The 25516-nt window shown below is 69.9% G+C and carries 25 protein-coding genes; 8 read left to right on the top strand and 17 right to left on the bottom strand.

Translation table 11 applies throughout. The features are described 5' to 3' along the window. The first annotated feature begins 38 nt into the window (after positions 1–38). The 4 genes from DR046_RS05480 to kce all read left to right on the top strand — a co-directional run bounded on the left by DR046_RS05480 (position 39) and on the right by kce (position 3530). Positions 39–323: a GIY-YIG nuclease family protein gene (locus DR046_RS05480; RefSeq protein WP_115380788.1), complete on the top strand. Its 285-nt coding sequence runs from the start codon at positions 39–41 to the stop codon at positions 321–323. 114 nt (positions 324–437) lie between these two features. After that, on the top strand, positions 438–713 hold the full coding sequence (locus DR046_RS05475) for a DUF2160 domain-containing protein (protein WP_115380786.1): 276 nt from the start codon (positions 438–440) through the stop codon (positions 711–713). Positions 714–748: 35 nt separating this feature from the next. Continuing rightward, positions 749–2464, top strand: coding sequence for an ABC transporter substrate-binding protein (locus DR046_RS05470; protein WP_209313548.1), 1716 nt, complete (start codon positions 749–751; stop codon positions 2462–2464). Between the two features lie 142 nt (positions 2465–2606). Then, positions 2607–3530, top strand: a complete 924-nt coding sequence (gene kce / locus DR046_RS05465) for a 3,5-dioxohexanoate:acetyl-CoA acetone transferase (protein WP_115380782.1) — start codon at positions 2607–2609, stop codon at positions 3528–3530. 128 nt (positions 3531–3658) lie between these two features. Here kce and DR046_RS05460 read toward each other — a convergent pair whose 3' ends face one another. Then, positions 3659–5377 (bottom strand): DEAD/DEAH box helicase, encoded by a 1719-nt coding sequence (locus DR046_RS05460; RefSeq protein WP_115380780.1) that lies wholly within the window; start codon positions 5375–5377, stop codon positions 3659–3661. Positions 5378–5532: 155 nt separating this feature from the next. On the opposite strand from DR046_RS05460, the gene DR046_RS05455 reads away from it, so the two are divergent. Next, entirely contained in the window at positions 5533–5898 is a 366-nt protein-coding gene (locus tag DR046_RS05455; RefSeq protein ID WP_115380778.1) for a hypothetical protein, read from the top strand. Here the strand turns inward: DR046_RS05455 and DR046_RS05450 are convergent. From DR046_RS05450 to DR046_RS05400, 11 genes are all read right to left on the bottom strand, one after another. Further along, positions 5874–6245, bottom strand: coding sequence for a c-type cytochrome (locus DR046_RS05450; RefSeq protein ID WP_115380776.1), 372 nt, complete (start codon positions 6243–6245; stop codon positions 5874–5876). The genes DR046_RS05455 and DR046_RS05450 overlap by 25 nt on opposite strands. Before the next feature lie 65 nt (positions 6246–6310). Further along, entirely contained in the window at positions 6311–7492 is a 1182-nt protein-coding gene (locus tag DR046_RS05445) for an NAD(P)/FAD-dependent oxidoreductase (protein ID WP_115380774.1), read from the bottom strand. A gap of 65 nt (positions 7493–7557) precedes the next feature. Continuing rightward, a complete protein-coding gene (locus DR046_RS05440; protein ID WP_115380772.1) occupies positions 7558–8676 on the bottom strand; it encodes a DSD1 family PLP-dependent enzyme in 1119 nt (372 codons plus the stop codon). 205 nt (positions 8677–8881) lie between these two features. Next, positions 8882–9664: a creatininase family protein gene (locus DR046_RS05435; RefSeq protein ID WP_115380770.1), complete on the bottom strand. Its 783-nt coding sequence runs from the start codon at positions 9662–9664 to the stop codon at positions 8882–8884. Beyond that, positions 9661–10290, bottom strand: coding sequence for an NAD(P)H-dependent oxidoreductase (locus tag DR046_RS05430; protein WP_115380768.1), 630 nt, complete (start codon positions 10288–10290; stop codon positions 9661–9663). Before DR046_RS05430 ends, DR046_RS05435 begins: the two co-directional genes overlap by 4 nt. After that, entirely contained in the window at positions 10287–10868 is a 582-nt protein-coding gene (locus tag DR046_RS05425; RefSeq protein ID WP_115380766.1) for an NAD(P)H-dependent oxidoreductase, read from the bottom strand. The genes DR046_RS05430 and DR046_RS05425 overlap by 4 nt, the downstream gene beginning before the upstream one ends. Before the next feature lie 10 nt (positions 10869–10878). Beyond that, on the bottom strand, positions 10879–12285 hold the full coding sequence (locus tag DR046_RS05420; RefSeq protein ID WP_115380764.1) for an FAD-binding oxidoreductase: 1407 nt from the start codon (positions 12283–12285) through the stop codon (positions 10879–10881). After that, a complete protein-coding gene (locus DR046_RS05415) occupies positions 12276–13562 on the bottom strand; it encodes a cytosine deaminase (protein WP_115380762.1) in 1287 nt (428 codons plus the stop codon). Before DR046_RS05415 ends, DR046_RS05420 begins: the two co-directional genes overlap by 10 nt. 2 nt (positions 13563–13564) lie before the next feature. Continuing rightward, entirely contained in the window at positions 13565–14431 is an 867-nt protein-coding gene (locus DR046_RS05410; RefSeq protein ID WP_115380760.1) for an ABC transporter permease, read from the bottom strand. Positions 14432–14581: 150 nt separating this feature from the next. Then, positions 14582–15352, bottom strand: a complete 771-nt coding sequence (locus tag DR046_RS05405; protein WP_115380758.1) for an ABC transporter ATP-binding protein — start codon at positions 15350–15352, stop codon at positions 14582–14584. Between the two features lie 83 nt (positions 15353–15435). Further along, positions 15436–16434 carry an ABC transporter substrate-binding protein gene (locus tag DR046_RS05400; protein WP_115380756.1) on the bottom strand — a complete coding sequence of 333 codons (999 nt, stop codon included), beginning with the start codon at positions 16432–16434 and terminating at the stop codon, positions 15436–15438. Between the two features lie 199 nt (positions 16435–16633). Between DR046_RS05400 and DR046_RS05395 the strand changes: the two genes are divergently transcribed. Then, a complete protein-coding gene (locus DR046_RS05395) occupies positions 16634–17023 on the top strand; it encodes a RidA family protein (RefSeq protein ID WP_115380754.1) in 390 nt (129 codons plus the stop codon). Positions 17024–17038: 15 nt separating this feature from the next. Here the strand turns inward: DR046_RS05395 and DR046_RS05390 are convergent, their stop codons facing one another. The 5 genes from DR046_RS05390 to DR046_RS05370 all read right to left on the bottom strand — a co-directional run bounded on the left by DR046_RS05390 (position 17039) and on the right by DR046_RS05370 (position 22514). Continuing rightward, positions 17039–18007 carry a sulfotransferase family protein gene (locus tag DR046_RS05390; RefSeq protein ID WP_115380752.1) on the bottom strand — a complete coding sequence of 323 codons (969 nt, stop codon included), beginning with the start codon at positions 18005–18007 and terminating at the stop codon, positions 17039–17041. Positions 18008–18112: 105 nt separating this feature from the next. Further along, positions 18113–18835, bottom strand: a complete 723-nt coding sequence (locus tag DR046_RS05385) for an amino acid ABC transporter ATP-binding protein (RefSeq protein WP_115380867.1) — start codon at positions 18833–18835, stop codon at positions 18113–18115. A gap of 8 nt (positions 18836–18843) precedes the next feature. After that, on the bottom strand, positions 18844–20178 hold the full coding sequence (locus DR046_RS05380) for an amino acid ABC transporter permease (RefSeq protein ID WP_245190810.1): 1335 nt from the start codon (positions 20176–20178) through the stop codon (positions 18844–18846). A 2-nt stretch (positions 20179–20180) separates the two neighbouring features. Next, on the bottom strand, positions 20181–21425 hold the full coding sequence (locus tag DR046_RS05375; RefSeq protein WP_245190809.1) for an amino acid ABC transporter permease: 1245 nt from the start codon (positions 21423–21425) through the stop codon (positions 20181–20183). Positions 21426–21497: 72 nt separating this feature from the next. Beyond that, positions 21498–22514, bottom strand: coding sequence for an amino acid ABC transporter substrate-binding protein (locus DR046_RS05370; protein ID WP_115380748.1), 1017 nt, complete (start codon positions 22512–22514; stop codon positions 21498–21500). A 267-nt stretch (positions 22515–22781) separates the two neighbouring features. On the opposite strand from DR046_RS05370, the gene DR046_RS05365 reads away from it, so the two are divergent. Beyond that, on the top strand, positions 22782–24005 hold the full coding sequence (locus DR046_RS05365; RefSeq protein WP_209313547.1) for a cysteine desulfurase-like protein: 1224 nt from the start codon (positions 22782–22784) through the stop codon (positions 24003–24005). Next, the gene (gene hydA, locus DR046_RS05360; RefSeq protein WP_115380745.1) at positions 24002–25411 is read left to right on the top strand and encodes a dihydropyrimidinase; all 1410 of its coding nucleotides are present in this window, start codon (positions 24002–24004) and stop codon (positions 25409–25411) included. Before DR046_RS05365 ends, hydA begins: the two co-directional genes overlap by 4 nt. The last annotated feature ends 105 nt before the right edge of the window (positions 25412–25516 follow it).

Raw genomic sequence — 25516 nt, 5'->3', positions numbered from 1 at the left:
GCTCGACCCGGCCATCCACCTCGAAGCCTGCGCACGCCATGTGGACCTACATCCTCGCCAGCCAGCCGAACGGGACGCTCTATATCGGCGTGACCAACGATCTGGTGCGGCGCGTCTGGGAGCATCGCGAGCACGTCCTGCCATCCAGCTTCACGGCGCGCTACGGGGTGACGAGGCTGGTCTGGTTCGAGGAGCATGCGGAGCCGAGGGCAGCGCTCCAGCGCGAGAAGAACCTCAAGAAGTGGAAGCGCGACTGGAAGCTCGCGCTGATCGAGGCGTCGAACCCGGACTGGCACGACCTCTGGCCTGGAATCTGCCGCTGACCGACGTGTCATGGCCGGTTCGGACCCGGTCACTTTCCGGTGCGGTGGTCTGTGCGGGTTCGGCGGTGGATCGCCTGGTCGAGCCCGGCGATGACGAAACGGGGGAGACGCGCGATGCTTGACTGGATGGCCTGGACCTGGCCCACTGCCGCCTTCTTCCTCGTGATCGCGAGCCTGCTCGTCACCATGACCGTGCTTGCGATCCGCTTCCCCGAGACGCCGCGCCAGGGCGTGCTCGGGATCGAGACAACGCGGGGCGACCGGCTGTTTATCACGCTGCTGGGCTCCGCCTTCATCAATCTCGCCTGGCTCGGGCTGACGGACCTGCCGCAATGGTGGGCGCTCGGGCTGTGCGCGATCTACGCCGCAGCGGTGTTCCGCTGGGTGTGACGACCAGAACCAATGATCTTCCAGGGAGGAAAGACATGAGAAGACTGATGATGACGACCACGGCGGTGATGGTGGGCCTGACCGGCCCCGCCTTCGCCGACATGGAGGCGGCGAGGGAATTCCTCGACGCCGAGATCGGCGACATGTCCGTCCTGACCCGTGAGGAGCAGGAGGCCGAGATGCAGTGGTTCATCGACGCCGCCCAGCCCTTCCAGGGGATGGACATTTCGGTCGTCTCCGAGACGATCACGACGCATGAATACGAGTCCCAGGTGCTCGCCCCCGCCTTCACGGCGATCACCGGCATCAACGTCACCCACGACCTGATCGGCGAGGGCGACGTGGTCGAGCGGCTGCAGACCCAGATGCAGTCGGGCGAGAACATCTACGACGCCTATGTGAACGACAGCGACCTGATCGGCACCCACTGGCGCTATCAGCAGGCGCGCAACCTGACCGACTGGATGGCCGGCGAAGGCGCCGACGTCACCTCGCCGACGCTCGACCTCGACGATTTCATCGGGCTCGACTTCACGACCGGCCCGGACGGCAAGCTCTACCAGCTGCCCGACCAGCAGTTCGCGAACCTCTACTGGTTCCGCTACGACTGGTTCACCGACGCGAAGACCATGGAGGACTTCGAGGCGGCCTATGGCTACCCGCTGGGCGTCCCGGTCACCTGGTCGGCCTACGAGGACATCGCCGAGTTCTTCACCGGCCGTGACATGAGCTATATCGAGGGCTCGCCTGCGACCGGCGTCTTCGGGAACATGGACTACGGCAAGAAGGATCCCTCGCTCGGCTGGCGCTACACCGACGCATGGATGTCGATGGCCGGCATGGGAGACACGGGCGAGCCCAACGGCCTGCCCGTCGACGAGTGGGGCATCCGCGTCAACGAGGAGTCCCGTCCCGTCGGCGCCTGCGTCGACCGTGGCGGCGCCACGAACTCGCCCGCGGCCGTCTACGCCGTCGACAAGGCGATCGAGTGGCTGCAGAACTACTCGCCCCCCTCGGCCGCCGGCATGACCTTCTCGGAGGCCGGACCGGTCCCGGGACAGGGCAACATCGCGCAGCAGATGTTCATGTACACGACCTTCGTCGCGCCGCTCGTCGACAGCCCGGCCGTGATGAACGAGGACGGCACGCCCAAGTGGCGCCTCGCCCCCTCGCCGCACGGCAAGTACTGGGAAGAGGGCATGAAGGTCGGCTACCAGGACGTGGGTTCCTGGACGCTGATGCAGTCGACCCCCGTGGACCGCGCCAAGGCCGCATGGCTCTACGCGCAGTTCGTCACCTCGAAGACGGTGGACCTGAAGAAGTCGGACGTGGGCCTGACCTTCATCCGCGAGTCCACCATCGACAGCGACCACTTCACCGACCGCGCCCCGCGGCTCGGCGGCCTGGTCGAGTTCTACCGCTCGCCCGCGCGGGTGCAGTGGTCGCCCACCGGGACGAACGTGCCCGACTACCCGCGCCTCGCGCAGCTCTGGTGGCAGAACATCGGTGATGCGATGTCGGGCGCCAAGACCACCCAGGCGGCGCTCGACCAGCTCTGCGCCGACATGGAGGACGTGATGGCGCGGCTCGAGCGTGCCGGTGTCCAGGGTGACCTGGGCCCTGTCCTCAACGAGGAGCGGGACCGCGAGTACTGGCTCGAGCAGCCGGGCGCGCCCAAGCCCATGATCGAGGGCGAGGAAGAGCCGCAGACCGTCGACTACGACGAGCTGATCCAGTCCTGGCAGAACTGAGCCGGACGACATGAGACGGAAAGGGCCCCCACGCGGGGCCCTTTTTCTTGCCTTGCACTTTCAGGGGGATGTGATGGAGTCCCGCCCGGAAGAGGCGCCGCGCGGCAAGGCTGCGGGCGCCGCAGCACGAGGGAGGGCCGCCATGGCCGACGCGGTCATCATCACCTGTGCCGTGACCGGCGCGATCCACACGCCGTCGATGTCGCCGCACCTGCCGGTCACCCCCGACGAGATCGCCGAGGCCGCCATCGGCGCCGCCGAGGCGGGCGCCGCGATACTGCACCTGCACGCCCGCGACCCGGAGACCGGCCGCCCCGACCAGAGGCCCGAGGCCTTCGCGCCCTTCCTGCCGCGCATCAAGCAGGCCACCGGAGCCGTCGTGAACCTGACCACCGGCGGCTCGCCCTACATGACCGTCGAGGAGCGGGCGCGCCCGGCGACGCAGTTCGCGCCCGAGGTCGCCTCGCTCAACATGGGGTCGATGAATTTCGGGCTCTGGGGCATGCTCGACCGCCATCCCGATCTAGATGGCTGGGAGCGGGAGTTCCTGGAGGGCTCGCGCGATCTCGTCTTCCGCAACTCCTTCCGGGACATCGAATACGTGCTGCGGGAGGCGGGGGCGCAGGGGACGCGGTTCGAGTTCGAGTGCTACGACATCTCGCATCTCTACAACCTCGCGCATTTCGCCGGGCGCGGGCTGGTCGAGCCGCCCTTCTTCGTGCAGTCCGTCTTCGGCCTGCTGGGCGGGATCGGCACCCATCCCGAGGACGTGATGCATATGAAGCGCACCGCCGACCGACTATTCGGGTCCGACCTGCGCTGGTCGGTGCTGGGCGCCGGAGCGGCACAGTTCCGCATCGCCGCGCAGGCCGCCGCGATGGGCGGCAACGTGCGCGTCGGGCTGGAGGATTCCCTCTGGATCGGGCGGGGGGAGCTTGCCCGGTCGAACGCGCAGCAGGTGGAGAAGATGGTCGGGATGCTGGCGGGGCTGGGGCTGCGCCCTGCGACCCCGGAGGAGGCGCGGGCGACGCTGGGGCTGAAGGGCGGGGACCGGGTCGGGTTCTGAGGGGGCGCAGACGCCGGCCCGGCGTCACGCTTCCAGGGACAGGCTCCGCGGGCGGGCGGGAGCGCCCGGCAGGTCCGTGCGCCTCCGGCGGGCATATTTCCGGAGCATCGAAGGCGGGCGGGGGCGCGTCAGCCCCTTGGTGCGGCGATCCGGCCGGGTTTCGGCTGTTTCGGCGGACCCTTTTTCGCGGGCCTCGCGGCCCCGTCCTTCTGCGGCTTTCCGCCCGGCTTGGCGGGCTTGGTCCCCTTGTAGGGCCGCGCGGCTGCGGGCTTCGGGCCGCCCTTCGGTCTTGCGGCCTGCGGCGGCGCCTCTCCGGGTCGGATGCGCAGGCCGTCGGCGAGCGCGCCGCCGGTGGCGGCGAAGAAGCTGTCGGCGGCGTCCTCGCGGATCTGGACGAAGCTAGCATGCGGCGCGATGCGGATCGCGCCGACTTCCTCGCGGGTGACGCCGCCGGCCTTGCAGACGATTGCGAGGATGCGCTTGGGCTCCATCCCCGCCTGGCGGCCGGCATCGATCTCGAACCAGCGCGAGGCCCCGAATTCCTGCGGGGCACGGGGGGCGGCGGGCTCGGAGAGTTCCTCGGGGGCGGTCAGGCGCTCGGCGCGCAGGCGCAGCAGGAAGCGGGCGAGTTGCTCGGGCGAGAAGCGGGCGGTCAGGTCGGCGACGGTGCGGGGATCGGCGCCCTCCTCCTCCCACCAGGCGGGATCATCGAGCAGGCGGGCGCGGTCGCGGTCCTGCACGGCCTCGGCCGAGGGAGGCGGGGTCCAGTCGGCGTCGAGCTTCGCCCAGCCGAGCAGGCGCTGCGCCTTGCGCCGGGCCGAGGGCGGCACGACCAGCACCGCCATTCCCTTGCGGCCGGCGCGGCCGGTCCGGCCCGAGCGGTGCAGCAGCGTGTCGGAGCCGGTCGGAAGCTCGGCGTGGATCACGAGGTCGAGCCCCGGCAGGTCGATGCCCCGCGCCGCGACGTCGGTCGCCACGCAGACCCGGGCGCGGCCGTCGCGCATCGCTTGCAGGGCGTGGCCGCGTTCGGCCTGCGACAGCTCGCCCGAGAGGGCGACGACCGGGAAGCCCCGGTTCGTCAGCCGCGCGGAGAGGCGATTCACCGCGGCGCGGGTGTTGCAGAAGACGATGGCGCCCGCGCTCTCGTGATAGCGCAGGACGTTGACGACGGCGGCCTCGACCTCGCCCGAGACGACCTCATGCGCGATGTAGGAGATGTCGGCATGCTGGCGTTCGGTCGTGGCGACCTCGATGCGGCGCGCGTCGCGCTGGAAGGTTTCGGCCAGACGCTCGATGGCGGGCGGGACCGTGGCCGAGAACAGGAGCGTGCGGCGGTCGGCCGGGCAGGCGGCAAGGATGAACTCGAGGTCCTCGCGGAAGCCCAGGTCCAGCATCTCGTCGGCCTCGTCCAGCACCACGGCGCGGATGGCGGAAAGGTCGATGGAGCCGCGGCGGATATGGTCGGCGAGCCGCCCCGGCGTGGCGACGACGACATGGGCGCCGCGGGCCAGGGCCCGGCGCTCGTCGCGAATGTCCATGCCGCCCACGGTCGAGGCGAGGGCGGCGCCCTCGTAGAGCCAGGCCAGCTCCCGCTTGACCTGAAGGGCAAGCTCGCGCGTGGGGGCGACGACGAGGGCGAGGGGGGCGGCGGCGGCGTCCCAGCCCTCGGCCTCGCCCAGCAGCGTCGGCGCGATGGCGAGGCCGAAGCCCAGCGTCTTGCCCGACCCGGTCTGGGCCGAGACCAGCAGGTCGGCGCCATCCAGCGCGGGATCGGTCACCGCCTGCTGAACGGGGGTCAGGGTGTCGTAGCCGCGCCGGGCCAGGGCGTCCGCGAGGATGCGTTTCATGGGCATGCCTTCCGGGCCCGGAGGGGGCCGCAAAGGGTGGCCGCTACGGCGCGCGGCGCGAAATGTCCAGAGGCGTCACGGAAAGGCCCGGTTCTCGGCATGGTTTCGGCGCGGCGGCGGGACAGCCTGGCGCGGTCGCAATCCCGGAGGCGCCGATGGCGGATCGGACGACCATCGCGCTGGCGCTGCTGCTGGCGATCACCACCGAGGGCGTGTCGGCGGCGCCCTCGCCGTATCCGCCGATGCCCCGGCAGGACAGGTCGGGAGCAGGGATCAACGCGCTTCCGCTGGACCTCGCGCTCGGCGGGCGGGGCGACGTGCCGTCGCTGGCGCTGGTCCTGGGCGGTGAGCCGGACAGGAAGGTGGCCGGGCTGGGGCCCAGTGTTCCCAGGCTCGCGCCGGCCACACGCCCGGACGAGGCCGAGCTTAGCTATCTCGCCATCGCCCTGTCGGCGCTTGCCCTGTCCTGGGTCGGCCCGGCGCGGCGCCAGGCCGCCTATCGCTGGATGGTCCGCAGATAGGTCGCGAGCGCCAGCAGGTCTGCGGGGACCGGCGTGCCGAGGCCCTCGTGCTCGACGATCACCGTGTCGCCCATTCCGCGGGCGCCGAACTCCGGCATCACCGCGTCGGGATCACCGTGGCGGCCCAGACCGTCGATCTGCGCCATCACGCGCATGAGGGGGAAGGCGTCGCCGCGCCCGAGCCCGGTCAGGTCCGGGCCGACCCCGCCGGTCCCATCCGCCCCGTGGCATTCGGCGCAATCCTGCGCGAAGAGTGCCGCGCCGCGGGTGGCGTCGACCTGCGCCTCGGTCGGGGGGCCGCCGGGCTGGCAGGCGGCGAGCAGGAGGATCAGGGGCAGAGCGCGCATGTCGGTCCTTTCGGGGTGGAACAGGGTCAGGTTGCGCCCTCGCAGGCCGGGCGCCTTGATCCAGGTCAGATGACGGCACGTTCCAGGATGGGTGTGTCCGTGACGAGACGTTCGTAGCCGAAGGGCGAGAGGTCGAGGCTGCGATAGCTGCCATGGACCAGCAGTTCGGCCATGGCGCGGCCCATGGCGGGGGATTGCTGCAGCCCGTGGCCCGAGAAGCCGTTCATCAGGTGGAAGTTGGTCACCTCGGGATGCGGGCCGATGATCGCGTTCTGGTCGAAGCTGTTGTAGTCGTAATGGCCGACCCATTCGGAGATCACCTTGACCGACTCGAAGGCCGGGATGCGGGTCGCGATGACGGGCCAGGCGTGGTCCTGCCAGAAGCCGTGATCCATCGCGAAATCGTCGGGGTCGACCGCCGGGTCGATCTCGGCATGACCGCCCGCCATGTAGGTGCCGCCGCCGTTCTCGCGCACATGGAAGCCCGAGGGGTCGATGGTCAGCGGCAGGTCGCGGTCGAGCGGGCGCTCGGCCCGGAACACCCAGGTGAAGCGGCGGCGCGGCTCGACCGGCAGGGCGATGCCTGCCATGGCGCAGATCGCCGCGCCCCGGGTGCCGGCCGCGTTGACGATGGCGCCGCAGGCGACGCGGCGGCCCGAGGCGAGGCGCAGGCCCTCGACGCGGGTGCGGGCCATCTCCAGCCCCGTCACCTCGTCCTCGAGGAAGGTCACGCCCCGCGCCCGCGCGCCGCGGCGCCAGGCGTCGAAGACGGCCTGCCCGTCCCAGAGCCCCTCGCCTTGTGTATTGTGGGATCCGAGCAGGATGCCGTCGAGATCGTAGAACGGCCATTCCGCGGCGATCTCGTCGGCCGTCAGCAGCCGGGTCGGCGTGCCGCAGGCACGCTGGACGGCAGCGTTCTGGCGCAGGATGTCCGCGAAGCCGGGGCTGTCGGCGAGGTAGAGATAGCCGAAGTTGCGGATCTTCAGCCGGGGCGCGGCGGGGTCGCCCATCCGCTCGGGCAGGGATTCGATGAACTCGGCGGCGAATTGCGAGATGCGGACGTTCAGCGCCTCGGAATATTGCTGGCGGATGCAGGAATTGGTGTGGGTCGTGGCCGCCTTGGCATAGCTCGGGTCCCGCTCGACCACGAGGATCGAGCCGTCGAAGCCCAGCTCCGTCAGCCACCACGCGGTGGAGCTTCCCATGATCGCGCCGCCCACGATCACAACGTCGTATCTGTCCCGCATCGCACCGCCTCCGGTTTTGTCGCATGGGGACCGGGAGGAGGGGCTTCGTCAAGCTCTGTGAAGGCTCACCACGACCGGCCCCGGGCCGAGACGGGCCAGAGCGCCTCGACCCGGCCGTCGCGCAGGCAGACATAGGCGTCGTGCAGATTGCAGGTCGGGTCGCAATGGCCCGGGATCAGGCGCAGCCGGTCGCCCACCTTCAGCGCGTTCGCGGGGTCGGCAAGCACGGTGTGCTCGTCCGAGAGGTTCACGACCTCGAACTTCCGTCCGAAGACCGTGGGCGGACCGCTCTCGCCGGACATGGATTTGAGCCCGGCATCGAGGATCGCGCGGCCCGGCTTGACGCTGAGGACCGAGGCCAGGACGAAGAGCGCGTTCTCCCATTCCGCATCGAGGCGGGCGCTCCGGGCGCCAGGCACGCGCCCGTAATCGGCGTCCATGAAGGCGTAGCTGCCGGCCTGGACCTCGTCGAAGGCGCCGGAGGCCGCGTCCTCGTGCCAGCTGCCGGTGCCGCCGCCGGTGACCGTCGGACAGGGCAGGCCCGCTTCGGCGAGGGCCGCCTTCGCCCTGCGGACGCGATCCGCCACGCCGCGCGCGGTCTCGCGCCGCGCCTCGGCCGAAGGGAGGTGCTGCATGCCGCCGTGATAGGCCTGCAGGCCGTCGAAGCGCAGGCCGGGGGCCTGCGCGGCGGCGCGGGCCAGGTCGACGACCTCGGCATCGGTCGCGACGCCGCAGCGGCCCTGGCCCACGTCCATCTCGACGAAGACGCCGATCTCGCTGCCATGCCGGGTCGCGGCCTCGGAGAGTTCCGCGACGGAGGCGGGATCGTCGACGCAGACGGCGACGCGGGCCGCCCCTGCCAGCCGCGCCAGCCGGTCGACCATCGCCGGTTGCCTCACCTGGTTGGTGACGAGCAGGTCGGCGATCCCGCCCGCGACGAAGGCCTCCGCCTCGGACACCTTCTGGCAGCAGACCCCGCAGGCCCCGCCGAGACGCTGCTGGAGAAGCTGCACGTCGACCGAGCGGTGCATCTTGCCGTGGCTGCGGTGGCCGATGCCCGCCTCGGAGGCGAGGCGGCCCATCCGGGTGACGTTCCGCTCCAGCGCGCCCAGGTCGAGGATCAGCGAGGGGGTCAGCACCTCGGCCTCGGTCTGGCCGGGACGGGCGGGAAGGTCGGGGGACATGGCGCGGGCTCCGGGGTCGTGGTCGCGCGAGGATCGGTCGGGGGCCGGGGGAAGGCAAGCCCTTGGGCAGCCGGAAAGATCTGCCGGACGCGCCCGCGGAGAGGGCAGGGCCGGGGGCTCTGCCCCCGGACCCCCGGCATATTTCTGGAGCATCGAAGGAGGGGGCGGGAACGCGCCGATCCTGAGGGAGGGTCAGGTGGTGACTTCAGAAGTGCGTCTCCACCGGGACGAAGCGCGCGAGGTCCTGCGCGGCGATGCGGTGGAGCACGTCGATGGCGCCGGCGACGTAGTGCTCGGCGGTCCAGCGGCCCTTTTCGGCGGTGGCGAGATGCGCCTCGCCCGCGACCCCGGCCGGATGCACGTCCGAGGCGATCCAGCCATGGGCGACGGGGCCGACCGGCGGGATGTCGCCCTGCCCGTGGGTCCAGCGGAAGTCCCCGGCCTTCGTCATGTCCACCGTGTCGGGGCGCAGGTGCAGCATCAGCGAGGTCTCGACATCGCCGCCATGGATGCCTTGGGCCCTCTCCTGCTCCGAGTAGACGTCGAGGGGCGGTAGCCCCGCGCCCCAGCCCATGCGCACGCAGAACATGCCCGTCCGGACCCTCAGCTCGCGCGCGACGATCGAGATCAGGTCGGTGTTGCCGCCATGGGAGTTCACGATCAGCATCCGCCGCACCCCCGCGCGCGCGACCGAGAGGCCGATCTCGGTCCAGGCCTTCATCGCCGTCTCGGCCGTCAGGGTCAGGGTGCCGGGCGCCCAGACATGCTCGTTCGACTTGCCGACGGCCATCATCGGCAGGATGCGGATGTCGAGGCTGTCGGGGCAGCGGGCCTCCAGCAGGTCGCAGAGCCCCTCGTTGATATGGGTGTCGACGCCGACGGGCAGGTGGGGCCCGTGCTGTTCGACGGCGGCCGTGGGCAGTACGGCGATGGTGGCGTCGGTGATGCCGAGCGAGGGGGCGGGGCGGTCGATCCAGCGGCGGGTCATTCGGCGGGGGCCTCCGTGGCCTGGGTGGGCGCGCCGATCAGGCGGGCGGTCTTGTCGGCGACCCGCGCCAGATGCGCCTCGAGCGCGGGTCGGGTGGCGCTGTCCATCAGGTAATACGCGGCGAAGACGCGGCGGTGGCGCGGCTTCAGCAGCAGCCCCACGCCGCGCATCAGCGTCCGCTTGCCCGGCGCGCCTACGAGGAACGTGAGCCAGCGCGACGCGCCGCAGGTGGTGAAGACACCCAGCCGCTCGATATGCCGGAGGCCGGGGCGGATCGTCTCGCCCGGGCCTTCCGGCATCAGGAAAGCCACGTCAGGCAGCAGCACCCGGTCGAGCCAGCCCTTGAGCATCGCGGGCAGCCCGTACCACCAGGTCGGGTAGACGAAGATCAGCGTGTCGCACCATTGAAGGTCGGCGACGTGATCGGCGACTGGGTCCCTGTTGGCGGGGCTGTCGAGATAGCCGCTCCACTCCGCCTCGGTCAGCACGGGCTGGAAGCCCTCGGCATAGAGGTCGCGCAGCCGGATCTCGGCGCCGCCCCGGCGCAGCGTGTCGGTCACGGAATCGCGCACGGCGGCGGCAAAGCTGTCGGGCTTCGGGTGGCAGTGGATGACGAGGGCCCTCACCGGAACCTCTCCATCTCGCGGCGGACGCGGGCGAGGAAGGCCTCGCAGCCCGCCCGGTCGATGTTGTTCATGTCGTATTGCGCAAGATAGCGGGTCCGCTTGCTCCAGGGCGGGCCGCCGACGAGGCGGTGGACCAGCTTGCGCGGCGGGTCGCCGGCGAGCCAGGCCATGCGCCGCGTGGCGCCGTAGGTCGTGACGGCCGCGACCGATCCGAAGCGCAGCGCGGGCGAGAGCCTGCCGTCCTTGAGGTGGAACGACACGCCCGGCAGCATCACACGGTCGAACCAGCCCTTGAGGATGGCGGGGTAGCCGAAGTTCCAGACCGGGAAGCAGAGCACCAGCGCGTCCGCGGCGCGCAGCCGGTCGACATATCCCTGCACCGGCGCCGTGTTCGTCGCCGTGTCGTGGTAGCCGCGCCGCTCCTCGCAGGTCAGGACCGGGTCGAAGCGCTCGGCATAGAGGTCGCAATCGTCCACCTCCCACCCGCCCGCGCGCAGCCCGTCGAGCGCGGCCGCATGGGCGGCGGCGCCGAGGGATTCGGGGACGGGATGAGCGAAGAGGACGTGCGCGCGGGGCATCGGAAAGGGCCTATTCGGCGGCGGCCTTCGGCTTCAGCCCGGGCCAGGAATACATCTGGTCGTAGGACCAGTCCGGGTCGTCCCAGGCGATCATCTTGCCGGGATTCAGAAGGCCCTTCGGATCGGCCTCGCGCTTGAAGTCGAGCTGGCGGGCGTCGACCGCCTGCCGCCCGCCCTCCTCCAGCGTGTAGCGGTGGGGGTTGAAGTTCATCGCGCCGAGCCGCTCGTGGATGGCGACGATCTCGTCCAGCCGCTCCTCGGTGGTGAACTTCACCAGCGTCAGACCGCCCAGCGCGACGCGCCCGCCCTGCCGCGTCACCTCGACATGCTGCAGCACCTCGGGCGACAGCGCCTCGCGCACGGCGGCCACCCGCGCGATCGGGTCGTCGGTGCCATAGGCGATCTGCAGGTAGGTGATCGAGGGATCGACCTTCAGCGCGCGCAGGGTGGTGTGGTTCCAGGTGTATTCGAAGACGTGGCCGGGGTCGCGGTCCCAGACGGTCGTGTCGCTGCGATAGATGACGCGGCCCGGATGCGCCTTGCTGAACGTCTCCCAGCCGGGCAGCGCGTGCGGGGCGACCATCAGCGCGACCAGCGCGTCGCCCTTGCCGACATGCGGAGCCATGCGCTGGAAATAGTCGCTGGCGATGGGCGGCTCGAAGACGGTGATGAGCTTCAGGAGCAGCCCGTCGCAGGCGCCCAGTTCGTAGCCGTAGCGCAACGCGGCGTCCCAGTCGTCGAAGGCCATGAACACGCCGACCCAGTCATAGGCGGGGGCGAGCGGCATCTCGACCTCGGTGATGATGCCGTTGGTGCCGTAGGCGTGGCTGACGCGGTGCAGGTCGTCGCCGGTGATCTCGAGGACGCGGGGCTCGGCCTCCATGGTGACGACGCGCAGGCGCAGGATGTTGCCCACGTCGCGCAGGTTGCCCCAGCGGATCGAACCGACGCCGCCCGAGCCGCCGGCGATGAAGCCGCCGATGGTCGCCGTGGCCCAGGTCGAGGAGAACATCCGCAGCTCCTGCCCGGACTGGGCGATGCAGGCCGCGTCAAGGTCCTTGAGCAGGATGCCCGGCTCGCAGACGACCCGCCCGGGCGCGATCTCGCGGATGGCGGTCATCTTCGCCAGGTGCAGGACGCAGCCGCCCGCCAGCGGCATGGCCTGCCCGTAATTGCCGGTGCCCGCGCCGCGCGTCGTGACGGGCACGTCATGGGCATGGCAGATGCGCAGCACCTCGATCACCTCGCCTTCGTCCTTCGGCGTCGCGACGAAGTCGGCGGTGACATGGTCGAGCCGGGCCTTCAGGACGGGCGAGTACCAGAAGAAGTCCCGGCTCTTGGACTTCACCGAGGCGGGCTTCCGGTCGATCTCTATGCCGGCGGCGAGAAGGGCGTCGATGGCGGCGTCTAAGGACATGTTGGCTCCATCAATGGGTCGAGGACGGCATAGTCGGGCAGGGTGCGGTCGATCTGCCGGCCCCTGCGCAGGACGATGCGGTCGGATTGCGGGCGCGCGAAGAGCTCGGTCCAGCTGCGGGCGCGGACGATGACGAGGTCGGCGGGCGCGCCGGGGGCGAGGCTGGGCGCCTCGAAGCCGCAGGTCGCGGCGGGCTGGGTCGTGAAGGCACGGGTCCAGTCGGCGTCGGAATGGTCGAGATGCGCGATCCGCGTCGCCTCGCGCATCACCTCCAGCATGTCCATGTCGCCATAGGCGTAGAACGGATCCCGGGTGTTGTCGGAGGCGAAGCTGACCGGGATGCCGCGCGCCTTCATCTCGTGCACCAGCGTGACGCCTCGGTGGCGCGGGGTGCGGGCTTCGTGGCGGTCCTGGAGATACATGTTGCACATCGGCAGGGAGACGACGTGCAGCCCGGCCTCGGCCACGAGGTCCAGCGTCGCCAGCGCCTCGGCCTCCGGCATGGTGGTAAGCGAGCAGAGATGGCCGACCGTGACCCGCCCGGGGAACTTCGTCTCGATCGCGATCCCGGCGATGTCGCGCAGCGTGTTGACCGAGGGGTTCAGCGTCTCGTCGACGTGGAAGTCGAGATCCATGCCGCGCGCCGTCGCCGCCTCGAAATAGGCATGGAGCCAGTCGGAGAGGCCCGGCTCCGGGTAGGTGACGGCCCCTAGGATGCCGCCATGGGACGCGACGAGATCGGCGCAGCGGTCGAGCGCGCCGGGCATGGCGGCCATGTCGATCCCGGACAGCACCGAGGCCTGCAGTGCGATCCGGCCCGCCCAGGCGTCGCGGACCCGCGCGAACACCTCCCAGGAGAGGGCGGCCTCGTCGGTGTCGCCGAACCAGTCGAGATGGGTGCGGATCGCGCTTGTCCCGTGGGCATGGGCGGAGGTCAGAGAGAACTCCATCCGCGGGGTCAGGTCAGCGGCGTCCCAGCGGCCCGGCCCGTCCGATATCTTGTCGGCGCGCACCGTCTCCAGCGCGCCCATGAAGGTGCCGTCGGGATTGGGCGAGCGGGGCCAGATATGGCCCTTGTCGAGATGGGTGTGCATGTCGGTGAAGCACGGGAAGACCATGGCTCCGCGCATGTCGACCGGCGCGCCGCCCTCCGCGGCGAGCAGGCCGTCCACGACCGACAGGCTGGTGCGGACCAGCGGGCGCGGGTCGCCGATCAGGCAACCGGGGACGGTCACGTCCTCCAGCCGGACGTCGGGGGGCAGGGTGCGGAAGTCCATCGTCACTCGCGTTTCAGGGCCGATTCGTGCCAGCGGCGCAGCGACAGATGCGCGATCAGCGAGGTCGCCCCGTAGATCGCCACGCCGGTCAGCGCGATCAGGATGAGTGCTGCGAACATCCGCGGGATGTTCAGCCGATAGCCCGCCTCGAGGATGCGGAAGGCGAGGCCCGACCCGATGCCGCCGGTCCCTGCGACGTATTCCGCGACCACGGCGCCGATCAGCGCCAGCCCCCCGGCGATCTTCAGCCCGCCGAGGAAGTAGGGCAGCGCCGAGGGCAGCTGCAGGTGGATCAGCCGCTGCCAGCGCGTCGCGCGGTAGATCGCGAAGAGGTCACGCAGGTTGTGGTCCGCAGACTTCAGGCCGAGCGTCGTGTTGGCCAGCACCGGAAAGAAGGCCACGATCCAGGCGCAAAGCAACAGGCCGACAAGCCGGCTTTCGATGTAGATGAAGATCAGCGGCGCGATCGAGACGATGGGCGTCACCTGAAGGATCACCGCGAAGGGCGAGAACGACATCTCGGCCCAGCGGGACTGCGCGAAGAGCACGGCGAGGCCGACGCCCCCGATGACCGCCACGGCGAGCGCGGCGAAGGTGATCTGCAGGGTGATCATCAGCGAGGCGAAGAGGAGGCCGCGATCCTCCCACAGCGTCTCCAGCACCAGGCCGGGGCCGGGCAGGACGTAATGCGGGATCTCGTTGGCGACGACGATCCGGTGCCAGCCCCAGATGGCGACGGCCATGACGGCGATGGGCAGAAGCCACCTGGCGGCGTCCTCGATGCGCTGGCGGCGGGCCAGGCGCTCCTCCTCGGGGTCGGTCGTGTCGATGGGCAGATGCCCGGTGCGGGGTCCGTCGGTCACGGCCATCTCGACGTCTCCTGAACTTGGGAGGGGAGGGAGGGGGGCTCTGCCCCCCGCGCGCAAGCGCGCCCCCCGGGCATATTTATAGAGCATCGAAGAAGGGGAGGGTGCGTTAACCTTAACAGTCGGTGCATGGCAGTGTCCGGGGTCATGGCGTCACGGCTCCTCGGGCTGGGCGAGGCCCGCATGCAGTGTCTCCGAGGTGCGCCGCGTGATCTCGCCGTAGGCTGGGGCGGTGCGCCAGTCCATGCCGCGGGGATAGGGCTCGGGCACCGCGATCTCGTCGATGACGCGGCCCGGGCGGGGGGCCATCACGAGGATGCGGTTCGAGAGGAACACGCTTTCGAAGACGGAATGGGTGACAAAGATCACGGTCGCGCCGGTCTGCGCCTTCAGGTTCAGCAGGTCGTCGTTGAGCTTCTGCCGCGTGATCTCGTCGAGCGCGGCGAAGGGCTCGTCCATCAGGATGAGCCGCGCGTTGGTGACGAGGGCGCGGGCGATCGACACGCGCATCTTCATGCCGCCCGACAATTCGCGCGGGTAGCGCTCGGCGAAGCCGTCGAGCCCGACGAGGCCCAGCGCCTCGCGGATGCGGTCGCGGGTCCGGGAGAGCGGCTGGCCGCGCAGCCGGAAGGGCAGCCAGACATTCTTCTCGACCGTGGCCCAGGGCATCAGCGTCGGTTCCTGAAAGACGACGCCCAGATCGTCGGTTCCGGCGCCGCCGTCCCATTCGATGCGGCCATGAGTCGGCCGCATCAGCCCAGCGATCAGCCGCAGCGCGGTGGACTTGCCGCAGCCCGAGGGTCCGAGCAACGAGATGAAGTCGCCCTGGCGCACCTCCATCGACATGCCGCGCAGGGCGACGACGTTGCCGGCGAAGGTCTTGTCGACCTGCCTGAGACGGAGGATGGGGTCGGGTTCGGTCATCTGCGGGGCGTCGGTTCCTTGCAGGTTTCCGTCCCCGGGGCGGGCCCCGGGGAGGTTGTGAGCGCCGGATCGCGTTTCGCCGGTCACTCCGGCTTCAGGTCCATCCCGTGGCCCTGGTTAATGTAGGAGAGGTCATAGGAGGTGGAGATGTCGAGCCCCTCCTCGATCACGCCGGCCTCGGCCATGGCGGCGTAGAAGCTGTTCAGCCGTTCCTCGGTCATGGCGCCGATGCCCAGTTCCAGCGTGTCGCCGGAATCGACGATCCCGTTCGCGGTCATCACCTCGATGGCGTAGTCGATCGCCTCCTGGGTCATGTCCGGGTTGTCGGCCTTGATCAGCTCGTCTGCGGCCGAGTTGTCGTTGTACATGTAGTTGTACCAGCCCTCGATGGAGCCCTCGACGAAGCACTTCACGACCTCCGGCCGCTCCTCCAGGGTGGAGCGCAGGGTCTGGATCGTGGTCGAATAGGCCCCGAAGCCCGCATCGGCGATCAGGTAGACATCGGGCGCCCAGCCGGTCTCGCGCTCGATCGCGAAGGGCTCGGAGCTGAGATAGCCCTGTTGTCCCGCATCCTCGTTGACGATGAAGGGGGCGGGGTTGAACGTGTAGGTCTGGCGCTGCTCGTCGGTGAAGCCATAGGCGGACTTCATCCATTCGTAATAGGCCGCGCCGTCCTGCACGATCATGGTCAGGTCGGTCAGGCCGGCGAAGTCCTCGACCCGGCCGGGATGGGTCAGGATGACCTGCGGGTCCTTCTGGAACGAGGCCATGACGTTGACCAGCGGCAGGCCCTCGGCCACGCCGAAGAAGGCGTCGAGCGTGCCGCCCATGTAGAAGTCGATCCGCCCGGCCAGCATCAGCGCGGTGTTGTTCACCTGCGGGCCGCCCGGCACGATGGTGACGTCGAGGCCGCATTCCGCGTAGGTGCCGTCGGCGACGGCCTGGTAGAAGCCGCCGTGCTCGGCCTGCGCGACCCAATTGGTCCCGAAGCTGACCGGCGTGAGGTCCTGCGCGGACGCGGGCAGGGCGAGCAGCGCGCCAGCGAGGAGCGGCGCCGCGATAGGGCGGAAGCGAGTCGTCATGATGTCCCCCGGATTGATCCGTCCGAACGAAAGCGTGCCGGTCCCGGCATCGCAAGCTTGCCCGGTTGTCCTGATGGGGGAGTATCGCGATGCCCAAGGAATGGGCGGTCCGGCGCGGGTTTGCCGCGCACTTGCGCATCCCGTTTCGGGCGGGCGCCGGTCCCTTGCACCCGGCGCGCGGCTGCGGCCTGCTCGGTCCATGCGCGTCCTTGCCCCTGCCTCCATCGCCCCGCCCTTCGCCCGCTATGCCCACGGGGTCGAGGTCCCGCCCGGCTGGCGGCTCGCGGCGAGTTCGGGGCAGCTGGCGCTCGCCGCGGACGGCACGGTGCCGGACGGGGCCGAAGCGCAGGCGCGGCTCTGCTTCGCCAATTGCGCGGCGATCCTGGCCGAAGCGGGGATGGGTGCCGCGGACGTCATCCGGATCAACGCCTTCGTCACCGACCGCGCCCACATGCCCGGCTACATGGCGGCCCGCGACGCCTGGCTGGCCAGGATCGACCGCCTGCCCGCCTCGACCCTGGTGATCGTCTCGGGCTTCACCCGGCCGGAATTCCTGGTCGAGGTCGAAGTGACCGCCGCCGCGCCATAGGCCGCCGGCCCCGGCTCAGACCTCGCCGCGCAGCCGCCGCCTTGCGCGCAGCGCCGCGAAGGCCGCGCCGAGCCCGAGCGACAGGCCAGCCAGGGCCATGCGCTCCACCGCGGGGCCCGGGTCGTCGGCGCGATAGCCGAGGCGCCGCATCTCCGGCGCGCAGAGCGTCGCGATGCGGCGCCGTGCCCCGGGACCCAGCGGGTCGGGCGCAGCCTCGCCCGCCTCGCCCAGGGCGCGGCGGCTGCGCAGCATGTGCGGGCGCCCCGCCTCGGAGCGCTCGGTCGCGTGGTCGGGCCGGTCGTCGGCAAGCATCGCGGCCACGCCGCCCGGGTCGAGGCCGATCGCGACGCAGAGGCGCGTGAGTTCCGCCTCGGGGGCTGCGAGCAGCGCCGGGAGCGACAGCACATGGAGGCGCCCCGCCGCCGGTCCCGCCTCGGCGCGGGCGAGCAGGCGCATGTAATGGCGCCAGTGCCAGGCCGCGATCTCCGGCCGCTTGGCGCGCCCCTGCAGGCCATGGGCGAAGAGCGATCCGACCGCCTCGGCCGGGTGGCGGTGGATGTGGACGAAGCGGGCGCGCGGATACCAGCGCGCGAGGATCGGCACGGCGGGCGTATCGGCCGGGAACTTGTGCCCCAGCCGGGCCGACGGCCGGTCCCGCGCCATGGGAGCCGTCGCATAGAGCAGCGAGAGCGCCGCCGCCCGGTCCATCGGCATCCGCGGCCCCGCCGCGGCGGCGAAGGCCGCGCGGTCGAAGACGCCGCGGTCGCGTTCCGGCAAGGCCGCGAAGGCCCGTGCGATGTCGCCCTCGCTCCGCAGTCCTCTCCGCCAGGCCGCCGACACGCGGCGGAGGGCCAGCGTCTCCGGCAGGATGCAGAGATCGGGATGCGCCGTCAGCAGCCGTCGCAGCAGCGTCGTCCCGGAACGGGGGTAGCCAACCACGAAGACCGACAGCTCGCGCAGGGAAGGATCGGGCGGCGTCTCCATGCGGCGAGCCTAGGGCCGAATCGGTCCGTCGGCGAAGCGTGGCAGGGGGCCGAGCGCGGGAATTCTCCGTTTCGCGAGGCCGGGCGCTCGGGCAAAGAAGGCCCCTCAGAGGATGTGGGACAGGAAGGCCGCGCTGCGGTCGTAGGTCGGGCTGTCGAAGAAGGCGTCGGGCGGGGCGGATTCGACGATCTCGCCGCCGTCCATGAAGACGACCCTGTCGGCGACCTGCCGGGCGAAGCCCATCTCGTGGGTGACGCAGATCATCGTCATCCCGCCCTCGGCCAGTTCTACCATGACGTTCAGCACCTCCTTGATCATCTCGGGGTCGAGCGCGCTGGTCGGCTCGTCGAAGAGCATGATCTTCGGCCGCATCGTCAGCGCCCGGGCGATGGCCACGCGCTGCTGCTGCCCGCCCGACAGCTGCAGCGGGAACTTCAGCGCCTGCTCGGCGATGCCGACGCGGGTCAGGTGGGTCATGGCGATCTCTTCGGCCTCGGCCTTCGGCATGCCAAGGCCCAGCAGCGGCGTCAGCGTGCAGTTGTCGAGCACGGTCATGTGCGGAAAGAGGTTGAAGCTCTGGAACACCATGCCGACGCGGGAGCGGATGGCGCGTTGGTTGCGCCCCTTCTTCTCGACCGCGATCCCGTCGACGACGATGTCGCCCTCCTGGTGGTGCTCCAGCTGGTTGATGCAGCGGATCAGCGTCGACTTGCCCGACCCCGAGGGCCCGCAGATCACGTATTTCTCGCCGTCACGGACGGTCAGGTCGATGTCCTTGAGGACGTGGAACTGGTCGTACCACTTGTTGAGGCCCCGGACCTCGATCATGCGCGCGGTCACGACCGTTCCCTCCCGGCCGAGAGCTTGCGTTCGAGATTCATCGAATAGCACGACATCGCGAAGCAGAAGACGAAGTAGATCAGCGTGACGACGAAGAAGGGCTCGATGAAGAGGCCGAGCCAGTTGCTGTCCTCGCCCACGGCGCGGGCCATGTTCATCAGGTCGAAGAGACCGATGATCGACACCAGCGTCGTATCCTTGAAGAGCCCGATGAAGTTGCCGACGATGGCCGGGATCATGATCTTGAGCGCCTGCGGCAGCACCACCTGCGTGGTCGTCTGCCAGTAGCCGAGGCCCAGCGAGGTCGCGGCCTCGTACTGCCCGGAGGGGATCGCCTGGAGGCCGCCGCGAATGATCTCGGCCATGTAGGCGGCCGCGAACAGGCAGACGGCGACGATGGCGCGCACGAGCTGGTTCACCTCGGTCCCCGCCGGCAGGAAGAGCGGCAGCATCGTGTTGAACATGAACAGGATCGTGATGAGCGGGACCGAGCGGAAGAGCTCGATGAAGACGGTGCAGAGCGTCGCGACCACCGGCATCTTCGACCGCCGCCCGAGGGCGAGCAGGATGCCCGCCGGCAGCGAGAAGGTGATCCCGATCCCCGAGATCACCAGCGTCAGGAACAGCCCGCCCCAGAACTGCGTGCGCACCTCGACGAACTCGGCCGGGGCCACGAGCAGGACCGAGACGACGAACAGCGCCAACGCCGCACCCCGGCGGATGCGCATCTGCGTCGCCTCGTCCGCGCCGCTTCGCCCGAGGCGCCCGATCAGCCAGGTGCCCACCGACTTGCCGGTCAGCGTCTCGGTCAGCGCGGTGGCCCAGACCCAGATCAGGCCCCAGAGCCCGGCGGCGATCAGCGCCGTCCAGACGAGGCCCTTCTCGCCGCCGAGGAAGAAGTAGCTGGCGAGGAACGGGTAGAGCATCACCGCGCTGAGCCCGATCGCCACCTTCGAGACCACCCGCGGCATCCAGAGCGGCACCATCCACACGACCAGCAGCAGGAAGCCCGTGTTGATCCGCCAGACCTGGTCCTTCGGATAAAGCCCGTAGATCAGGTTCTCGAACCAGACGAAGACGCCGGGCCAGCACGCGCCGGAGCGGCCGACGAGGTCAAGGCATTCGCGCCGCGACTCGGCCTGCCAGACGGCGTCGATCAGCGCCCAGTCGACGACCGCGGTCACGAAAGTCACGGCGATATAGGCGCCGAGCAGCGTCATCAGCGTGTTGGGCACGTCGCGGAACAGGTTGCGGCGGATCCAGACAAGCGGGCCGCTCGTGTCGACCGGGGGCGGGCGGTCGGGGCTCGGGACGAAGACCTTCGGGGCCATGCTCATCGCTCCTGCAGCTGGACGCGCTTGTTGTAGACGTTCATCACTGCCGAGACGGCCAGCGACACGGTGCAGTAGAACGCCATCGTCATCGCCACGATCGGGATCGCGCGGCCCGACTGGTTCAGCGAGGTGTTCATCCAGACGCTGACGAGGTCCGGAAAGCCGATGGCGATGGCCAGCGAGGAGTTCTTGGTGACGTTCAGGTACTGGCTGATGAGCGGCGGGATGATGACGCGCATCGCCTGCGGCATCACAACCCGGCGCAGCGTCCAGTTGGGCGGCAGGTTCAGCGCCCCCGCCGCCTCGAGCTGGCCCTTCGGCACCGACTGGATGCCCGAGCGGACGATCTCGGCGATGAAGCAGGAGGTATAGGCCGACAGCGCCACGATCAGCGCGCAGAAGGCCGGCGGCACCGACGTCCCGCCCTGGAAGTTGAAGCCCTGAAGCTCTGGCATGTCCCAGGAGACCGGGGCGAGGGCGAGATAGGCCAGCGCCGGCACGCCGATCACCAGCGCGGCGCCGACGCGCAGCGCCGGGAAGCTCTGGCCGGTCTTCTCCAGCCGCCGATTCGACCAGAGATAGAGCCCGACGGCCCCGGCGACGGCGGCGCCGCAGAGCAGGAGGAAGGCGCCCAGCCCCGCCTCGGCCACCGGCGCGGGCAGGTAGAAGCCGCGGTTGTTCAGGACGAAGCCCGCGCCCAGTTCAATGCTGTCGCGCGGCCGGGGCAGCAGGTTGAAGACGCCGAAATACCACGCGATGATCTGCAGAAGCAGCGGCGTGTTCCGGATGATCTCGATATAGGACCGCGCGACGACGCCGATGATCCAGTTGTCCGACAGCCGCGCGAGGCCCACGATCAGGCCGAAAACCGTCGCCAGCACGATCGAGACGATCGCGACCAGCAGCGTGTTGGCGATCCCGACGAAGAAGACGCGCAGGTAGGTGTCGCCCTCCTGGTAGGGGATGATGGTGAAGCCGATGCCGAAGCCGGCCGAGACGTCGAGAAAGCCGAACCCCGCCGACATGTTGCGCACCGCGAGGTTCGCGACGGTGTTGCTGACGATCCACCACAGCCCGACGAAGACCGCCAGCAGCGTCAATGCCTGGATCACCGCGGATCGGACGCGCGCGTCGTTGAGCGCCTTCAGCGCCGGGCGCGAAGGCGCGGGAGGTCTGGTCTGGTCGGGAAGGATCGTCATCGCCTTGGCCTCGCTGGCAGACAGCAGGTCGGGAGCGCGCCGCATCTGCGGACTTCGCCCGGATGCGCGCGCCCCCCTCGGCCGGTCGCGGCGAGGGGGGCGCGGTCTCGGGAGAAGTTACCGGAAGGGCGGGGCGTAGAGGATGCCGCCCTCGGTCCACATCGCGTTGAGCGAGCCCGCACGCGGGATGCCGATGCCGGTCTCGATATGGCGCTCGTACATCTCGCCGTAGTTGCCGACCGCCGAGATCACGTCGACCATGAAGTCGGGCTCCAGCCCCATCTCCTCGCCGATATTGCCTTCCGCGCCGAGCAGGCGGGCGACGTTCGGGGAGGGCGGGTTGGCGGCCATTTCGGCCACGTTCTCGGAGGTGACGCCCAGTTCCTCGGCATTGATCAGGCCGAAGCCGACCCAGCGGACGATGTTGGCCCAGGCGTCGTCGCCCTGCCGCACCACCGGGCCCAGCGGCTCCTTCGAGACGGTCTCGGGCAGGATGACATGCGCCTCGGGGTCCGGGAAGGCCGAACGGCGCGCGGCGAGGCCCGACTTGTCGTTGGTATAGGCGTCGCAGCCGCCGCCGAGATAGGTCTCGACGAGGACGTTGACGTTCTCGTTGGTGACCGGCGTGAACTCCATCTCGTTGGCGCGGAAGTAGTCGGCGAGGTTCAGTTCGGTCGTGGTGCCGGTCAGGACGCAGACGGTCGCGCCGTCCAGATCCAGCGCCGAGGTGATGCCGCTGTCGACGGGCACGAGGAAGCCCTGGCCGTCGTAGAAGTTCACCAGCGTGAAATCGAGGCCGAGCTGCGTGTCGCGCACGGCCGTCCAGGTCGTCGTGCGGGAGAGCATGTCGCTTTCGGCATTGGCGAGCGCGGTGAAGCGGACGGCCGAGGTGACGGACTGGTATTCCACCATGTCGGGATCGCCGAAGATCGCGGCCGACACCGCGCGGCACATGTCGACATCCATGCCTGACCAGGTCCCGTCATCGGCCAGCGCATAGAAGCCCGGCGTCGGCAACCCGACCTGGCAGTTCAGCATCCCCCGTTCCTTCACGGTGGCCAGCGTGTCCTGGGCGGCGGCAGGCAAGGCGGCGGCGGCCCCCAGCAGGGCGCCGGTCAAGATCGTCTTCTTCATGGTCACTTCCCCGTCTTTTGGCTCCGGCGGGTTGGTCCGCCGGTTGCGCGATCATTGTCCCGATACAATTGCGAACGCGCCAAGCGCGCCTGCCCGAGATGCGGGCCGATCTCGGCAATGGCCCAATTTTTGTGCGGGACGGACGGGAACATGATGGCGTTATGACCGGATCGGGGGCCGCTTGCGGGGCGGGCGGATCGCCCCTTGGGGTCCGTCACCGGGGCGCCTAGCGTGACTCGACACGATCCAAGGCCAGGAGGAGCGCCCGTGACCGACCTCGATTCCACCTTCGTGACGGGTGCCTTTCCGGCGCTCTCCGGCGACCGGGTCTTCCTGGACAATGCGGGCGGCAGCCAGGTGGCGCGGCATGTGGGGGACCGGCTGATGGGCTATCTCTACGGCCCCAACGTCCAGCTGGGCGCGAGCTATGCCGCCTCGCGGGAGGCGGGCGCGCGCGTGGCCGAGGGTCGTGCGGCGCTGGCGACGCTGGTCAACGCCACCCGCCCCGAGGAGGTGGTGATGGGCGCGACCTCGACCCAGCTTCTGGGCCAGCTCGCCGCCGCGCTGAGCCAGGACTGGGAGCCGGGAGACGAGGTGGTCGTCACCAATTTCGACCACGAGGCGAATATCGGGCCCTGGGCCAAGCTGGCCGCGCAGGGCGTCGTCGTGAAGGAATGGCGACTGGCGCCCGGCCAGCACCGCCCCGACCCCGAGACCCTGCGCCCCTTGCTGTCGGACCGCACGAAGCTGGTCGCGATGGCCCATGTCTCCAACATCTACGGCACCATCAACCCGGTGGCCGAGATCGCGGACATCGTCCGTGCGGCCGGGGCGCTGCTCTGCGTCGACGGGGTCGCCTATGCGCCGCACCGGGCGGTGGACGCGCCCGCGCTGGGCGCGGATTTCTACGTCTTCTCGGCCTACAAGGTCTACGGTCCGCATTTCGCCGCGCTCTACGGACGCCATGACGCGCTGCTGGCGGCGGCCAACATCAACCACCGCTTCTTCGACCGCTCCAAGGTGCCGCAGAAGATGGAGCCGGGAAACGCGCAATACGAGCTGGCCCATGCCTGCCTCGGCATCATCGACTACCTCGAGGCCTTCGCGCAGGCCCATGGCATCAACGCGACCGGCCGCCCCGCCATCGAGGCCGCCTTCGGGATCATCGCCGCCCATGAGGAGAAGTTGTCGGAGCGCCTTCTGTCCTACCTGCGCGGGCGGGAGGACGTCACCATCGTGGGCGCGCCCGAGGCGGACCGCACCCTGCGCGTCCCCACGATCTCCTTCGTGATCGCGGGCCGGTCGTCGCGCGAGGTGGTCGAGGCGGTGGACCCGACCGGCATCGGCATCCGCTACGGCGACTTCTACTCGCGGTCCCTGGTGGAAGGGCTGGACCTGCCCAACGGCGACGGCGTCATCCGGGTCTCGGCCGTGCATTACAACACCCTGGACGAGATGGACCGCCTCATCTCCGCGCTGGAGGCGGCATGACCTACGACACCATCGTCAAGGGCGGCACCGTCGCCACTGCCGCCGACACGTTCCGCGCCGATATCGGGATCAGGGACGGCAAGATCGCCGCCATCGGCCTCGATCTGGGCGAGGCGGCGGAGATCGTCGACGCCACGGGCCTGCTTGTCCTGCCCGGCGGGATCGACAGCCATGTCCACATCTCGCAGCCCTCGGGCGACGGCGTGACCATGGCCGACGATTTCGAGAGCGCGACGCGCTCCGCCGCCTTCGGGGGGATGACGACGCTGCTGCCCTTCTGCCTGCAGCGGAAGGGGCAGAGCCTGCGGGATGCGGTCACCTGGTATCACGGGCTGGCCGAGGGCGAGTGCTACACTGACATCGCCTTCCACCTGATCGTCACCGACCCGACGCCGCAGGCGTTGAACCAGGACCTGCCGGCGCTGGTCGAGGACGGCTACACCTCGGTGAAGGTCTTCATGACCTACGAGGGAATGAAGCTGACCGACCGCCAGATCCTCGAGACGCTGGAGGCTGCGAAGTCCTGCGGCGCGCTGCCCATGGTCCATGCCGAGAACGACGACGCCATCGAGTATCTGCGCGACCGCGCGATGGACCGCGGCGACACCGCGCCGAAGTTCCACGCCACGACCCGCCCCATCCCGGCCGAGCGCGAGGCGACGCATCGCGCTATCTCGCTCGCCCAGATCGTCGACGTGCCGATCATGATCGTCCACGTCTCGAACGGCGATGCCATATCGGAGATCGAGGCAGGCCGGGCCCGCGGCGGCACCGTCCACGCCGAGACCTGCCCGCAATACCTGGTGCTGACGGCGGACGACCTCGATACCACCGGCTTCGACGGCGCCAAATATGTCTGCTCGCCCCCGCCGCGCGACACGGCCGAACAGGCCGCCTGCTGGTCGGGGATCGAGCGGGGGGTGTTCGACGTCTTCTCGTCGGACCACTGCCCGTTCCGCTATGACGACAGCGAGGGCAAGAAGCACCCGCAGGGGCTCAAATCCTTCAAATGGGTGCCGAACGGCATCCCCGGCGTCGAGACGAGCCACCCGATCCTCTTCTCGGAAGGCGTCACCAAGGGCCGCATCGGCCTGAACCGCTTCGTCGCGCTGACCTCGACGAACCACGCGAAGATGTACGGGCTCTATCCGAGGAAGGGCACGATCGCGGTGGGGTCGGATGCGGACCTCACCCTCTGGGACCCGGAGCGGGAGGAAACGATCCGGCAGGAGATCCTGCATCACGGCGCCGACTACACCCCCTACGAGGGGATCCGGGTGAAGGGCTGGCCGGTCCGGACCATCCTGCGCGGTCGGACGGTGGTCGCCGACGGGGAGCTTCGGGCCGAAAAGGGCGTCGGCGCCTACCAGCCCCGCGCGCGGTCGGGCGAGGCGCTGACGGGGTAGGGTTGATCGGTCAATGCTTCCGATCGCACGGTAGCAGCGACAGGCCGGGATCGCCCCCGGAGATGCCATTCGCGCAAAGCGCCGCGCTGACCGTCCGGCAGGAAA

The organism is Jannaschia formosa (genome assembly GCF_003340555.1).
GTDB classification, from domain to species: domain Bacteria; phylum Pseudomonadota; class Alphaproteobacteria; order Rhodobacterales; family Rhodobacteraceae; genus Jannaschia; species Jannaschia formosa.
This window is presented reverse-complemented; position numbering and strand designations above follow the sequence as displayed.

Excerpts from the sequence above, each read along its gene's own strand:
- DR046_RS05410 (WP_115380760.1), bottom strand. The coding sequence starts at position 14,431 with ATGGCCGTGACCGACGGACCCCGCACCGGGCATCTGCCCATCGACACG.
- DR046_RS05445 (WP_115380774.1), bottom strand. The coding sequence starts at position 7,492 with ATGCGGGACAGATACGACGTTGTGATCGTGGGCGGCGCGATCATGGGA.
- DR046_RS05425 (WP_115380766.1), bottom strand. The coding sequence starts at position 10,868 with ATGCCCCGCGCGCACGTCCTCTTCGCTCATCCCGTCCCCGAATCCCTC.
- DR046_RS05405 (WP_115380758.1), bottom strand. The coding sequence starts at position 15,352 with ATGACCGAACCCGACCCCATCCTCCGTCTCAGGCAGGTCGACAAGACC.
- DR046_RS05395 (WP_115380754.1), top strand. The coding sequence starts at position 16,634 with ATGCGCGTCCTTGCCCCTGCCTCCATCGCCCCGCCCTTCGCCCGCTAT.
- DR046_RS05415 (WP_115380762.1), bottom strand. The coding sequence starts at position 13,562 with ATGGACTTCCGCACCCTGCCCCCCGACGTCCGGCTGGAGGACGTGACC.
- DR046_RS05385 (WP_115380867.1), bottom strand. The coding sequence starts at position 18,835 with ATGATCGAGGTCCGGGGCCTCAACAAGTGGTACGACCAGTTCCACGTC.
- DR046_RS05440 (WP_115380772.1), bottom strand. The coding sequence starts at position 8,676 with ATGTCCCCCGACCTTCCCGCCCGTCCCGGCCAGACCGAGGCCGAGGTG.
- DR046_RS05450 (WP_115380776.1), bottom strand. The coding sequence starts at position 6,245 with ATGCGCGCTCTGCCCCTGATCCTCCTGCTCGCCGCCTGCCAGCCCGGC.
- DR046_RS05370 (WP_115380748.1), bottom strand. The coding sequence starts at position 22,514 with ATGAAGAAGACGATCTTGACCGGCGCCCTGCTGGGGGCCGCCGCCGCC.
- hydA (WP_115380745.1), top strand. The coding sequence starts at position 24,002 with ATGACCTACGACACCATCGTCAAGGGCGGCACCGTCGCCACTGCCGCC.
- kce (WP_115380782.1), top strand. The coding sequence starts at position 2,607 with ATGGCCGACGCGGTCATCATCACCTGTGCCGTGACCGGCGCGATCCAC.
- DR046_RS05400 (WP_115380756.1), bottom strand. The coding sequence starts at position 16,434 with ATGACGACTCGCTTCCGCCCTATCGCGGCGCCGCTCCTCGCTGGCGCG.
- DR046_RS05435 (WP_115380770.1), bottom strand. The coding sequence starts at position 9,664 with ATGACCCGCCGCTGGATCGACCGCCCCGCCCCCTCGCTCGGCATCACC.
- DR046_RS05380 (WP_245190810.1), bottom strand. The coding sequence starts at position 20,178 with ATGGCCCCGAAGGTCTTCGTCCCGAGCCCCGACCGCCCGCCCCCGGTC.
- DR046_RS05455 (WP_115380778.1), top strand. The coding sequence starts at position 5,533 with ATGGCGGATCGGACGACCATCGCGCTGGCGCTGCTGCTGGCGATCACC.
- DR046_RS05420 (WP_115380764.1), bottom strand. The coding sequence starts at position 12,285 with ATGTCCTTAGACGCCGCCATCGACGCCCTTCTCGCCGCCGGCATAGAG.
- DR046_RS05390 (WP_115380752.1), bottom strand. The coding sequence starts at position 18,007 with ATGGAGACGCCGCCCGATCCTTCCCTGCGCGAGCTGTCGGTCTTCGTG.
- DR046_RS05375 (WP_245190809.1), bottom strand. The coding sequence starts at position 21,425 with ATGCGGCGCGCTCCCGACCTGCTGTCTGCCAGCGAGGCCAAGGCGATG.
- DR046_RS05460 (WP_115380780.1), bottom strand. The coding sequence starts at position 5,377 with ATGAAACGCATCCTCGCGGACGCCCTGGCCCGGCGCGGCTACGACACC.
- DR046_RS05470 (WP_209313548.1), top strand. The coding sequence starts at position 749 with ATGAGAAGACTGATGATGACGACCACGGCGGTGATGGTGGGCCTGACC.
- DR046_RS05480 (WP_115380788.1), top strand. The coding sequence starts at position 39 with ATGTGGACCTACATCCTCGCCAGCCAGCCGAACGGGACGCTCTATATC.
- DR046_RS05475 (WP_115380786.1), top strand. The coding sequence starts at position 438 with ATGCTTGACTGGATGGCCTGGACCTGGCCCACTGCCGCCTTCTTCCTC.